Source organism: Kitasatospora sp. NPDC004272 (assembly GCF_053603035.1).
This window is the reverse complement of the sequence record NZ_JBSGET010000092.1, coordinates 21,430-33,296: the sequence shown is the minus strand read 5'-3', so window position 1 is coordinate 33,296 and position 11,867 is coordinate 21,430. Positions and strand designations below refer to the sequence as shown.

At 74.9% G+C, this 11,867-nt stretch carries 11 protein-coding genes and 1 pseudogene; 4 read left to right on the top strand and 8 right to left on the bottom strand.

The window, feature by feature from the left end; translation table 11 throughout:
* The 3 genes and pseudogenes from ACWEO5_RS25670 to ACWEO5_RS25660 all read left to right on the top strand — a co-directional run.
* A pseudogene (locus tag ACWEO5_RS25670) lies at positions 1-654 on the top strand (ThiF family adenylyltransferase); the annotation flags it as partial.
* Between the two features lie 385 nt (positions 655-1,039).
* Positions 1,040-2,380, top strand: coding sequence for an ABC1 kinase family protein (locus ACWEO5_RS25665; RefSeq protein WP_344552550.1), 1,341 nt, complete (start codon positions 1,040-1,042; stop codon positions 2,378-2,380).
* A gap of 163 nt (positions 2,381-2,543) precedes the next feature.
* Complete coding sequence (locus tag ACWEO5_RS25660; RefSeq protein ID WP_452164613.1) at positions 2,544-2,852, top strand: barstar family protein; 309 nt, start codon at positions 2,544-2,546, stop codon at positions 2,850-2,852.
* A gap of 13 nt (positions 2,853-2,865) precedes the next feature.
* Here ACWEO5_RS25660 and ACWEO5_RS25655 read toward each other — a convergent pair whose 3' ends face one another.
* The 5 genes from ACWEO5_RS25655 to ACWEO5_RS25635 form a co-directional block, all read right to left on the bottom strand.
* Positions 2,866-3,936, bottom strand: coding sequence for an aminoglycoside phosphotransferase family protein (locus tag ACWEO5_RS25655; RefSeq protein ID WP_344552549.1), 1,071 nt, complete (start codon positions 3,934-3,936; stop codon positions 2,866-2,868).
* Positions 3,937-4,167: 231 nt separating this feature from the next.
* Positions 4,168-4,413, bottom strand: a complete 246-nt coding sequence (locus ACWEO5_RS25650; protein WP_033212161.1) for a hypothetical protein — start codon at positions 4,411-4,413, stop codon at positions 4,168-4,170.
* A 164-nt stretch (positions 4,414-4,577) separates the two neighbouring features.
* Positions 4,578-4,946: a WhiB family transcriptional regulator gene (locus ACWEO5_RS25645; RefSeq protein WP_344552548.1), complete on the bottom strand. Its 369-nt coding sequence runs from the start codon at positions 4,944-4,946 to the stop codon at positions 4,578-4,580.
* A gap of 171 nt (positions 4,947-5,117) precedes the next feature.
* The gene (locus tag ACWEO5_RS25640; RefSeq protein WP_452164612.1) at positions 5,118-5,534 is read right to left on the bottom strand and encodes a hypothetical protein; all 417 of its coding nucleotides are present in this window, start codon (positions 5,532-5,534) and stop codon (positions 5,118-5,120) included.
* A 159-nt stretch (positions 5,535-5,693) separates the two neighbouring features.
* Positions 5,694-7,982 carry an ATP-dependent DNA helicase UvrD2 gene (locus ACWEO5_RS25635; RefSeq protein ID WP_452164611.1) on the bottom strand — a complete coding sequence of 763 codons (2,289 nt, stop codon included), beginning with the start codon at positions 7,980-7,982 and terminating at the stop codon, positions 5,694-5,696.
* 176 nt (positions 7,983-8,158) lie between these two features.
* Here ACWEO5_RS25635 and ACWEO5_RS25630 point away from each other — a divergent pair, with 176 nt between their 5' ends.
* Complete coding sequence (locus ACWEO5_RS25630) at positions 8,159-8,410, top strand: mycoredoxin (protein ID WP_452164610.1); 252 nt, start codon at positions 8,159-8,161, stop codon at positions 8,408-8,410.
* A 36-nt stretch (positions 8,411-8,446) separates the two neighbouring features.
* On the opposite strand, the gene ACWEO5_RS25625 is transcribed toward ACWEO5_RS25630, so the two are convergent.
* The 3 genes from ACWEO5_RS25625 to ACWEO5_RS25615 form a co-directional block, all read right to left on the bottom strand.
* The gene (locus ACWEO5_RS25625; protein WP_452164609.1) at positions 8,447-9,235 is read right to left on the bottom strand and encodes a GntR family transcriptional regulator; all 789 of its coding nucleotides are present in this window, start codon (positions 9,233-9,235) and stop codon (positions 8,447-8,449) included.
* 208 nt (positions 9,236-9,443) lie between these two features.
* Entirely contained in the window at positions 9,444-10,385 is a 942-nt protein-coding gene (nudC, locus tag ACWEO5_RS25620) for an NAD(+) diphosphatase (RefSeq protein WP_344552537.1), read from the bottom strand.
* Between the two features lie 40 nt (positions 10,386-10,425).
* Entirely contained in the window at positions 10,426-11,820 is a 1,395-nt protein-coding gene (locus ACWEO5_RS25615; RefSeq protein WP_452164608.1) for a dipeptidase, read from the bottom strand.
* Between the last annotated feature and the right edge of the window lie 47 nt (positions 11,821-11,867).

The following is an 11,867-nucleotide window of genomic DNA, read 5'->3' as shown; positions in this document are numbered from 1 at the left end:
GGCGAGGTCGCGGTGCTGGACCGCGGCCGGGTCACCGCCCGGGACTGCGCCCCCGGCGGCCTGCCGCCGGGCGACATCGGGCGGCTGCGCTCCACCGCCGCCCGCGAGCTGGTGCACCGCGCCACCGGCGCCCCGGTCGGCGAGCGCTACCGGCGCCCGCCCACGGCTCCCCCGCCGCCCACCCTGGTGGTGCTCGCCCCGCGGGACGGCTCGGCCGCGTACACCGGGGCCGCCGTCGACGCCCAGGAGCTGATGCGGGCCGGCATCCCGCACCTGTACACCGGGGTGCTCGAACACCTCGGCGTGGTCGGCCCGTTGGTCGTCCCCGGCGCCTCCGCCTGCGGCAGCTGCGCCACCCTGACCCGGCGGGACGAGGACGAGGCGTGGCCCCGGCTGCTGGCCCAGCTGATCGACGGCGGCCCGGGCCGGGCCCGCCTCCCGGCCTGCGACGGCGCGGTCGCCGCCGCGGTCGCGGGGCTCGCCGCGCTGCACGTCCAGCTCTACCTGGACGGGTCGCCGCCGCCGAGCGTGGACGGCTGGTGCGAACTGTCCGCCGCCGACGGCATGGTTCGCCGGCTGCGGCTGCGCAGCCACCCGGACTGCGGTTGCCTCTGGCAGTCCTCCGCACCGGGACGAACGGGCACAATGGGCTAGTACCGCGTAGGCCGGCCTTCGCCGTGCAGGAGCGGAGTCCGGTGCGTGCTCTCGGCGCGCCGACCGGAAGCCTTGGTACCGGGTGTACTCGGGTTCTCGGCCGGTGCGGCGAGCGGGCGTGCCGGGGTCGCGGCGGGCGAAGGTCGCCCGATGCGGCGCTAGGGTCTGTCTTCGAGCCCCGGGGCCCGGCCGGGCGTGCCGGACGGGAGCCGGGAACGCCGCTGTACCGACCGCCGGCGGGGCGCCGGTCGGTCCGGAGGATCAGGAGGTCCGGTGAGCGATCTACCGCGCAAGGCAGGAACCGGCGGGGTCCGGCCGGTCGCCGGCCCGCGTGCCGGGGCGGCCCCGGCCGTCACCGGCCGCACCGACCGGACGGGGGTGGCGGATGTCTGAGATGCCGCGCAAGGCGGTCTCCCGGACGGCCCGGCTGGCGGCCCTGCCGCTGAGCTTCGCCGGGCGGGCCACCCTCGGCCTGGGCAAGCGCCTGGGCGGGCGGCCGGCCGAGGAGGTCGCGGCCGAGCTCCAGGCCCAGACCGCGGAGCAACTCTTCGCGACGCTCGGCAAGTTGAAGGGCGGTGCGATGAAGTTCGGGCAGGCCATGTCGGTCTTCGAGTCCGCCCTCCCGGAGGACGTCGCGGGCCCCTACCGGGCCGCGCTCACCAAGCTCCAGGAGTCCGCCCCGGCGATGCCGACCCGCACCGTGCACGCGGTGCTCGCCGAGGACCTCGGCGCCGACTGGGCCGACGGCTTCCGCTCCTTCTCCGACCAGCCGTCCGCGGCCGCCTCGATCGGCCAGGTGCACCGCGCCGTCTGGAAGGACGGACGGGAGGTCGCGGTCAAGATCCAGTACCCGGGCGCGGGCGACGCCCTGCTCAGCGACCTCGGCCAGCTCTCCCGGCTGGCCCGGGTGCTGGGCCCGCTGATCCCGGGGGTGGACGTCAAGCCGCTGATCGCCGAGCTGCGCGAGCGGGTCGCCGAGGAGCTGGACTACCGGCTGGAGGCGGAGTCCCAGCAGTTGCACGCCGAGGAGTTCACCGGGGACGCCGACATCCTGGTGCCCCGGGTGGTCGCCCAGTCCGGACGGGTGCTGGTCACCGAGTGGCTGGAGGGCAAGCCGCTCTCCCAGGTCGTCTCGGACGGCACCCGCGCCGAGCGCGACCGGGCCGGGCAGCTGCTCGCCCGCTTCCTGTTCGCCGGCCCGGCCCGCACCGGCCTGCTGCACGCCGACCCGCACCCGGGCAACTTCCGGCTGGTCAAGACCGGCCGCACCGCCGCGAGCTGGAAGCTCGGCGTGCTCGACTTCGGCACCGTCGACCGCCTCCCCGGCGGCCTGCCCCGCCCGATCGGCACCTCGCTGCGGCTGGCCCTGGCGGGCGACGCCGGGGCGGTGTACGAGCTGCTCCGGCAGGAGAACTTCGTCCGGGCCGGCGTCTCGCTCGACCCGGACGCGGTGCTCGACTACCTGCTGCCGATCATCGAGCCGACCCGGGCCGAACAGTTCACCTTCAGCCGGGACTGGATGCGCGCCCAGGCCGCCCGGATCGCCGACCCGCGCTCCCCCGCCTACGACCTGGGCAAGCGGCTCAACCTCCCGCCCTCCTACCTGCTGATCCACCGGGTCACCCTGTCCACCATCGGCGTCCTGTGCCAACTCGGCGCCACCGTCCGACTGCACGAGGAACTGCTCCGCTGGCTGCCCGGCTTCGCCGAGCCGGAAGCCGACTGAGGCGGTGGGCGCGGGGCGGACGGCCGCTTCGAGGAGCAGCGGCACTGGGGACGGCCGTTCCCGGTGCGGCACTTGCCCGTCGGGGACGACGAGGACGGCGGCTGGCGCGGGTTGGAGGCAGCCGGGCGGCACGCCTGGCTGATGCTGGCGATGCGCGGCGGGCGTGCCGGGCCGCTCCGGCGGCGAGTACCACCTGGCGGGAGCGGGCCTGCGGGACGGGCCCGGGCTGCACTGCGCGATCGGTGAGGCGCTGCTCGGCCCCGGCGGGTACTACGGGCGGGAGTGGAACGGCCTGCGCGACTGCTTGGGCGGCGGCTTCGGGCTCGTCCCGCCGTTCACCCTGCACTGGCACGGTTTCGCCGCCACCGAGCGGGAGTTGGCCGGGGAGGGCGGCCCGGCCGCCGGGTCGGGCTACCCGGAGGAACTGGCCCGCGAGATGGAGCGGCACGGGGTGACGGTCGTCCGGGCCTGAGCGGCCCGGGCCGTCAGGTCCGCTCGGTGCCGAGCGGGCCGGCGGTGGGCCAGGTGGTGCGGGCGCGGGCGGCGAGGGTGCCGCAGAAGCGGCCGAAGACCGGCAGCGCGGTGTCGGCGTCGGCCAGTTCGGCGACCACCCGCAGGCGGTGCAGGATGCGGCGGCGGGCGGTGGCGTTGCCCCAGGTCCAGTCGCCGTGGTGGAGCCGGGCCAGGTGGTCGGCGGTGCCGCGTTCGGCCTTGGGGACGAGGGCGTCGCCGCGGATCAGCCAGCCGGCGCAGGCGTCGGCGAGTTCGGCCGCGCCGGGGGCCGCGGTGCCGGTGGCCGCCCGCCAGGCGGTGCGGTAGGCGGCTTCGGCCTCGGCCAGGTCGGCGGCGGGCTGGGTGGTGGCGCACCAGCAGGTGGGGAAGCCGACCCGCAGGTAGGCGAGTTCGACCGCGCCGGGGCCGAGGGCGGACTGCTCGAAGTCGACGAACCGGACGCCGTCGGCGGTGTGCAGGTCGTTGCCGGGGCAGGGGTCGCCGTGCAGCAGCGCGTGCCGGACGGGGGTGGCGGAGAGCCGGTCGACCAGGGCCTCGGCCTCGGCGCGGGCGCCGGGCGGGGCGGGCACGTCGAGGATCCGGGCGAGCGCGATGAAGCAGCCGAGGTCGCGCTCGGTCGGGCCGGTCCAGGCGGGCAGGTCGGTGCCGGGGGGCGTCCCGGCGAGGTCGTCGAGGTCGGCGGGGGCGCTGGCGTGCAACCCGGCCAGCGCGGTGGCGTAGTCGCGCTGCCAGCCGGGCCCCGGGGTGCGGTCCTCCAGGCGTTCCAGCACCAGCAGGCGGCGGGCCGGGTCGGTGCCGAGCAGCGCGGGCACCACCGGAGGGCCGGGGCGGCCGGGCCGGGCGGCCAGGGCGAGCGCGGCGGCCTCGCGGGCGAACCGCTCGTCGGCGCCGGGCGAGTCGACCAGTTGCTTGACCACCACCGGACGGCCGGAGAGTTCGGCCCGCCAGACCCGGGAGCGCGGGCTGCTGACCAGGCGGCGGACCTTGCGCGGCTGGCCGAGGACGGTGCGCAGCTTCTCGCCGAGCGGGAGGGAGGGCCACATGGGGCCCATCCTTGCACGATCTGTTCGAGAGGCGAACAGGGGTGCGGGTGGCGGCAATTGGGCCCGGTGGAATGAATGCGGCGGAACGGGGGCAGACGGTACCGGGGCAGCGCCGGGGGCCCCGGAAACACGCCGACGGCCGACTTCCCGGGGGCGGGAAGTCGGCCGTCGGCGTTCAGGGGCGGTTCACCGGCGGGGCCTCGTGGTCGGCCGGCCGGGGTGGAGCGTCCGTCACATCAGGGCGACGGCGAGGGCCTTGCGGGCGCGCAGGGAGGCACGTTCGGCCTTGCGGCGCAGTCGCGCCGCGCGCATCACCCGCAGGCCGAGGCGTTGCTCCTCGGCCTCGTGGAGGCGTTGCTGCATATGCGCGCGCGCCAGGGATTCTTGCAGGAGATTCATCTCAAGGGTCCTGTTCTGGATCTGGAGTTCGGTGGTCTGCTCGGAGCGGACGGTCGGATCGATGCCGGCGGGGTTCATGTGGTGGTCCTGCTCGTGGTGCGTGCTCGGGAAGGGACGGGTCAGTTCTGCGTCGGCCTTGGCGGCCGCGATGCGTACCGAGTGGCGCAGAGCGGTGTCCAGCGGGGGCTGCTCTCCCCTGCGGACGGCTCCGGTGCCGCTGCGGACGGTCCTGGCTGCGGGGTTCACGCCATGACCTCGGTCTTGCGCGGACGGCCACGCGGGCGCTTCCGGGCGACGACGACGCCCTGCACGAAGAGCTCGCCGCCCCAGACGCCCCAGGGCTCGCGGCGCTCGACGGCGCCGGTGAGACAGGCGGCCTTGACGGGGCAGGTGCCACACAGCGACTTGGCGTACTCGACGTCCGCGGGGGTCTCCGCGAAGAAGACCTCCGGGTCGAAGGCCCGGCACGGGATCGGGAGCCCGAGCGAGTCAGCCTCGTCGATGGCGGTGAGCTGCATGAGTGTTACCTCCGGGGGATCGGCCTGGTCGGCCTTGACGGTCTTGTCGGTCGGTACGGACGGGAGGGGCGGCGGCGTGATGACCGTGGACACTGTGGGCGTCTTCCTCGTCTTCGATGTGGATCCGGCCGTTCCGTGGTTCGGATCGGGCCGGAGGCCCCGTGGGGCCTGGGTAGGTCTTGCGTACCGGACAAAACAGAAGGGCCGCGGAACCCGGTTACTGGGTTTCCGCGGCCCTGGAGGCACCGCCCGTGACTGACTCAGTCAGGGTCGTTCGCTCCAGGGTCCAGGCCCGCGGAAAGCCTGCTTCCGGCCTGCCTCGGCGCCGCGAGCGGCGGCCTCGGCCAGGGAGGTCTGCTGGTCCTGCTTGTTGGATCCGGCACCGATGACGGCCGCATAGCGCCCATGCAGGGCTTCTGCCGCTACTGCCTTCGGTGCCTCGGTCGGTCGCTCGTCGGACAGCGAAATGCCGTCGACAAACACCGCCCAGTCACGGGGGAGACCTGCCTCGACACGGGTGCCCACAGCATTGCCGAGATCACTGACAAGGCAGTGCTCCGACAGCAGGGCTCCGGCGTTGCCGCCGGCCGTACCGAGACCCAGACCCGTCACGCTGACGCGCGAGGGCATGGCGAGGGTGGTCATCAGGTTGGTCATTTTCGTGATCATCGTGGTCTCCACTGAACTCGCCTCCTCTCGGCGTCTCGCGGTGCCCGGTCGCCCGGGTTCCGGTATCTGGTTGATGGTCGGCGCACGCAGAAACAGGCCCTCTGCGAGCTTCGCGGCCTCGTCCCCTTGACCGCTCCGGCAGGCTATTGCGCCGTACACGCGGCGCGCAAACTATTTTTCCGGCGAGTTCTCAGCCTCGTTCTCAGCCTCGTTCTCGGCTTCGCCCTCGGCGGGGGCGGGCTCCGGCTCACGGTCGGTCTCCCCCGCCGGTCCGGGACTCTCCCCCGCACACAACAAGAGCACGTCGGCGCCGTACTTGTCCAGCTTCATGGCGCCCACCCCGGAGATCCTGGACAACTCGGCGAGGCTGCCCGGCACGGCCTCCGCGATGGCCTCCAGGGTGGCGTCGGTGAACACCACGTAGGCGGGGGCGCCCTGTTCCTTGGCCTTGACCAGGCGCCACTCGCGCAGCCGCTCGTACAGCGCCTCGTCCATGTCGGACGGGCAGCCCTCGCAGCGGCGGAGCTTGAGCTCGCGGGCCTCGGTCAGGGTGCGCTCGCACACCCGGCACTTGACCGGGCCTCTAGCCCGGCGCGCGACGGAGCGCTCCGCGCCGGGTTCGACGCCCCCGCGCCCGCCGCGGGTGCGCGCGCCGGGGGCGCCGGAGCCGGGGCGCAGCCCGTCCAGGAAGCGGGTGGGCTTGCGGGAGGCGCGGCCGCCCGGGGAGCGGGAGAGCGACCAGGAGAGGGTGAGGAAGCGGCGGGCCCGGGTGACGCCGACGTACAGCAGCCGGCGCTCCTCCTCGACCTGCTCGTCGGTCTTGGCGTAGATGATCGGCAGCGTGCCCTCGCTCAGGCCGACCAGGAACACCGCGTCCCACTCCAGGCCCTTGGCGGCGTGCAGCGAGGCCAGCGTGACGCCCTCGACGGCGGGGGCGTGCTGGGCGGCGGCCCGGGCGTCCAGCTCGGCGACGTAGGCGGCCAGGTCGGTGCGCTCCCCCGCGGCGGTGCGGGCGGCCTCGAACTCCTCGGCGAGCCGGACCAGCGCGTTCAGCGACTCCCAGCGCTCGCGGACGGCGCCGGAGCCGGCCGGCGGGGTGGCCGCGAAGCCGCGGGTGGCGAGCACCGCGCGGACCTGGGCGGCGAGGTCGGGCGCGCCGGAGGTGAGCGGGTCGTCGGCGGCCCGGGCGGCGCCCTTGAGCAGCACCCCGGCCTCGCGGACCTCGGGGCGCTCGAAGAACCGCTCGGCGCCCTTGAGCTGGTAGGCGATGCCGAGGTCGGCGAGGGCCTGCTCGTACACCTCGGACTGGCTGTTGGTGCGGAACAGCACGGCGACCTCGCTGGCCCGCACGCCGGTGCCGAGCAGGTCGCGGATCAGCCGGGCGGTGGACTCGGCCTCGGTGGGCTCGTCCGGGTACTCGCGGTAGACCGGCTCGGGGCCGGCCTCGCGCTGCGAGACCAGCTCCAGCCGGTGCTGGGCGGCCTGGCCGCGGGCCTGCGCGAGCAGCCCGTTGGCCAGGTGCACGACCTGCGGGGTGGAGCGGTAGTCCCGGACCAGCTTGACCACGGTGGCGTCGGGGTGCCGGTGGCGGAAGTTCAGCAGGTGGTCGGGGGTGGCGCCGGTGAAGGAGTAGATGGTCTGGCTGGCGTCGCCGACGACGCAGAGGCTGGCGCCGCCGTCACCGCCCGTCCACTGCTCCAGCAGGCGCTGCTGGAGCGGGGAGACGTCCTGGTACTCGTCGACGGTGAAGTGCCGGTACTGGGAGCGGACCCGGTCGGCGATCTCCGGGCGCTCCTCCAGGATGGCGGCGGTGAGCAGCAGCACGTCCTCGAAGTCGATCAGGCCGCGCTCGCCCTTGAGCTTCTCGTACGCGCGGTAGACCCGGGCGGTCTCCGCCGGGTCGCGCGGGGCCTCCCGGCCGGACTTGGCGAGGGCGGTCGGGTAGTCGTCGGCGACGACCTGGGTGACCTTGGCCCACTCGATCTCGGCCGTCAGGTCGCGCAGTTCGGTGCGCTGGACGCGCAGGCCGCTGCGGCCGGCCGCCTCGGCGACCAGCTGGACCTTGCGCTCCATCAGCCGGGGCAGCTCGCCGCCGACGGCGCGCGGCCAGAAGTACTGGAGCTGGCGCAGCGCGGCGGAGTGGAAGGTGCGGGCCTGCACGCCGTCGGCGCCGAGCTGGCGCAGCCGGCCGCGCATCTCGCCGGCGGCGCGGGCGGTGAAGGTGACGGCGAGGACCTGGGCGGGGTGGTAGACGCCGCTGCGCACGCCGTAGGCGATCCGGTGGGTGATGGCGCGGGTCTTGCCGGTGCCGGCGCCGGCCAGCACGCAGACCGGGCCCTGCAGGGCGGTGGCCACGGCCCGCTGCTCGGGGTCGAGCCCGGCCAGCACCGCGTCCGCTCCGGCGGGGGCGTGGCCGTACTGGGCGTGCGGGTCGTCGAACCCGAGGAGGTCTTCCTGCATGCCCCCATCCTCGCAGGCGGGCCGGACAGTCCGGACGGGTCTGTCCACAGGCCGCCGGCGATGGTCGGATGGTCGGATCGTCGGACCGCGATCCGCTCCGGAATGGGTCCGGGCCGCCGGACGTTGCACCGGGCGGCCGCCCGGCCACCGTCCGTCGACCGAAGGAGTCCCTCGCCATGTCCGGCACCGTCACGATGTACAGCACGACCTGGTGCGGCTACTGCAACCGCCTCAAGAGCCAGCTGGAGCGCGAGGGCATCGCCTACACGGAGGTCAACATCGAGCAGGACCCGGCCTCGGCGTCCTACGTGGAGTCGGTGAACGGCGGCAACCAGACCGTGCCGACGGTCGTGGTGGTTTCCGCCGCCGGCGCCGAGAGCGTGATGACCAACCCGAGCCTGCGCCAGGTCCAGGCCGCGCTGGTCTGAGCCGCCCCGGCCGGAGGGCCCCGGGAGGTCCCGGGGTCAGCCGGCCACCGCGCCGTCGCCGAGTTCGTACAGCAGCCGGGCCCGGTCGGCGGCGTAGCGGGTCTCCACCACCCGGATCGGGCCGCGCCGGTCGCTGCTGATCCGGGTGTTGACCAGCAGCGGCACCCCGGGGCCGAGCCCGAACCAGGCGGCCTCGGCCGGGTCGGGCATCCGGGCGGTGAGGTGGTCGGTGGCGGCGGTCTCGGTCCGGCCGAGCTCCGCCAGTATCCGCTCGTCCCCGCCGGGGACGGGCTGGTCCTGCATCAGCGGGGTGCCGGCGGCCAGTCCGGCCCGGTAGTGGCTCTCCTCGATGGCGTACGGCTCGTGGTCGACCCGGCAGAGCTGGCGGCGCATCATCACGGTGTCCTCGGGCCGCAGCCCGAGCCAGGCGGCGATGTCGCGGCGGGCCCGGACGGCGGCCACCTCGAAGTCGACGGTGAGCTGCCGCCCGGCGGCCACCGCCTCGGCGGCGTACACCTCGGCGCTGGGGGTGAGCGGTTCGCGGCGGGCCGGGCGGGGCGGGCGGGCGTGCACCCGGTGGTCGTGCCGGGAGGGCTCGCGCAGGTAGGTGCCCTTGCCCTGGACGCGCACCACCCGGCCCTCGTTGACCAGCACGTCCACGGCGAGCCGGACGGTGTTGCGGGCGACCCCGTACTGCTCCTCCAGTTCGGTCTCGACCGGGAGCCGGCCGCCGCCCGCCCACTCGCCGGACGCGATGCGCCGGCGCAGGTCGGCGGCGAGCCGCTGGTACTTGGGCGGGTGCGCGGAGCCGCGGGGGATCGTCACGCGAGTGAATGTAGCCAGTGGGTTCGTTCGGTTTCAGCGGAATCCGACAACCGTGCCCGGGATTGGGGCACGGGAAACCCCGGCGGAACGTTCCGCTGCGTCCGGGCGCTCCGGTCGGCCGGAGCCGCCGGACGCACGGCGGGGGCGCGCGGACCGCTCCGCGCGCCCCCGTCGGCACCGGTCACCAGCGGGCGGCCACCGGTACCGGTCACCAGCGGGCGGCCGCCGGGAGCGGTTCGCCGTACCAGAGCTCGACCAGGTACCGGGCGATCGAGATGCCGGACGGCGGCAGGATCTCCCCCGCCACCATCCCGGCCCGCAGTTCCTCCCGGGTGAACCAGCGGGCCTCGGAGAGCTCCTCGCCGTCCACGGTGATCCCGGTGCCGTCGGGCAGCGCCCGGCCGAGGAAGCCGAGCATCAGGCTGGACGGGAACGGCCAGGGCTGGCTGGCCACGTACTCGACCTCACCGACCCGGACGCCCGCCTCCTCCAGCACCTCGCGGGCGACCGCCTGCTCGATGGACTCGCCGGGCTCGACGAACCCGGCCAGCGTCGACCAGCGGCCCTCCGGCCAGAGCGCCTGGCGGCCCAGCAGGCAGCGGTCCTCGCCGTCGGTGATCAGCATGATCACCGCGGGGTCGGTGCGCGGGTAGTGCTCGGCCGCGCAGGAGGTGCAGCGGCGCAGGTGGCCGGCCCCGGCCTTCTCGGTGGGGTGACCGCAGCGGGAGCAGAAGGAGTGCAGCCGGTGCCAGTGCTCCAGCGCGACGGCGTGCACCAGCAGCCCGGAGTCCCGGTCGCTGAGCGTGCCGCCGACCTCGCGCAGGCCGGCCGGGCGGGCGTCGCCGTCGAGCCGGCCGGGCAGCGACTCGCAGTCCAGCGCGAAGTAGTGGGTGCCGTCCTCGTCGGTGCCCAGGAAGTACCGGTGGCCGGACTCCGGGGCCTCGAAGGAGGGGAGCAGCACCAGTTCGCTGCCGGTGGCGGTGTCCACCACGAAGGCTTCGCCGCCGGCGATCGGCAGCACCCGGGTGGTGGGGTGGCTCCAGGCCGCGGCCAGCCAGGGCTCGTCCAGCCGGCGGTGCGCCGCCCGGTCCACCCCGGCGCGGGCCAGCGCGAGGTGCTTGGTCTCGGGTGCGCTGCTCAACTCGTCCATCCCCGTTCGCGTTCGGTGCGGTGGTGGTGGCGGCGGGCCGTCACCGGAAGTTCTCCGCGAGGTCGCCCCACAGGTGGGCTGCGGTCTCGACGCCCTTGCGCAGCAGGTCGAGCTCCACCTTCTCGTTGATCGAGTGCCAGCCGTCCGAGGGCACCGAGATGCCGAGGAACAGCACCGGCGCCCCCAGCACGTCCTGCAGGTCGGCGGCCGGGCCGGAGCCCCCCTCGCGGGTGAACAGGATCTTCTGCTCGAAGGCCCGCTCCATCGCCCGGACGGTGGACCGCAGTGCGGGGTGGTCCAGCGGCGTCAGGCAGGGGCGGGTCGCGCCGGGGAAGACGATCTCGTACCGGATGCCCTCCGGGACCTGCGCGGAAACCCAGGCCGCGACGGACTCCCGGACCTTTTCCACTTCTTGACCCGCGACCAGCCGGAAGGACAGCTTCAGGTGCGCCTCGGCCGGGACGATGGTCTTGCCGCCGGGGCCGGTGTAGCCGCCCCAGATGCCGTTGACCTCGGCGGTCGGCCGGGCCCAGACCCGCTCCAGGGTGGTGTAGCCGGCCTCGCCCTGGGTGCCGTACGACTTGGCGACCTTCAGCCACTGCGCCTCGTCGAAGGGCAGTTCGGCGAACAGCGCCCGCTCCTCGTCGGTGAGTTCGACCACGCCGTCGTAGAAGCCGGGGACGGCGACCCGGCGGTCGGCGTCGTGCAGGCCGGCCACCAGGGCGGCGGCCGTCTCGGCCGGATTGGGGACGGCGCCGCCGAAGGAGCCGGAGTGGATGTCGTTGTCCGGGCCGTACAGGTCGATCTGGCAGTCGGCCAGGCCGCGCATGCCGGTGCACACCGTCGGGGTGGTCTCGGACCACATGCCGGTGTCGGAGATGATCACCACGTCGGCGGCCAGCCGCTCGGCCTCGCGGCGCACCAGGGCGGCGAAGTGCGGCGAGCCGGACTCCTCCTCGCCCTCGACCAGCAGCTTGAGGTTGACCGCGGGCGCGGTGCGGCCGGTGGCGGCGAGGTGGGCGCGCACGCCCAGGGTGTGGAAGAGGACCTGGCCCTTGTCGTCGGCGGCGCCGCGCGCGTACAGCCGGCGGCCGACCACGGTGGGTTCGAACGGGTCGGTGTCCCAGCCGTCCTCGCGGGCGGCGGGCTGCACGTCGTGGTGGCCGTAGACCAGCACGGTCGGCGCGCCCTCCTCGCCGGCGGGCCACTCGGCGAACACCGCCGGCAGCCCGTCCGTCTCCCACACCTCGGCGACCGGGAAGCCGGTCGCGCGCAGCTTGTCGGCCAGCCACTCGGCGGAGCGGCGGACCTCGCCCGCCCGGCCCGGTTCGGCGGAGACCGAGGGGATGCGCAGCCAGTCGGCGAGGTCGGCCAGGAAGGCCTCCTCGTGCCGGTCGATGAAGGAGCGGACGGCGCTGTCCGGCGTTTTCGTCATACGGACGACTTTAGTTCGCCCGGACGGGTGCGTGCCCACGGCCTCCC

Bases quoted from the DNA above. Each gene is read 5' to 3' on its own strand.
- ACWEO5_RS25665 (WP_344552550.1), top strand. From the start codon at position 1,040: ATGTCTGAGATGCCGCGCAAGGCGGTCTCCCGGACGGCCCGGCTGGCG.
- ACWEO5_RS25655 (WP_344552549.1), bottom strand. From the start codon at position 3,936: ATGTGGCCCTCCCTCCCGCTCGGCGAGAAGCTGCGCACCGTCCTCGGC.
- ACWEO5_RS25650 (WP_033212161.1), bottom strand. From the start codon at position 4,413: ATGAACCCCGCCGGCATCGATCCGACCGTCCGCTCCGAGCAGACCACC.
- ACWEO5_RS25635 (WP_452164611.1), bottom strand. From the start codon at position 7,982: ATGCAGGAAGACCTCCTCGGGTTCGACGACCCGCACGCCCAGTACGGC.
- ACWEO5_RS25630 (WP_452164610.1), top strand. From the start codon at position 8,159: ATGTCCGGCACCGTCACGATGTACAGCACGACCTGGTGCGGCTACTGC.
- nudC (WP_344552537.1), bottom strand. From the start codon at position 10,385: ATGGACGAGTTGAGCAGCGCACCCGAGACCAAGCACCTCGCGCTGGCC.
- ACWEO5_RS25615 (WP_452164608.1), bottom strand. From the start codon at position 11,820: ATGACGAAAACGCCGGACAGCGCCGTCCGCTCCTTCATCGACCGGCAC.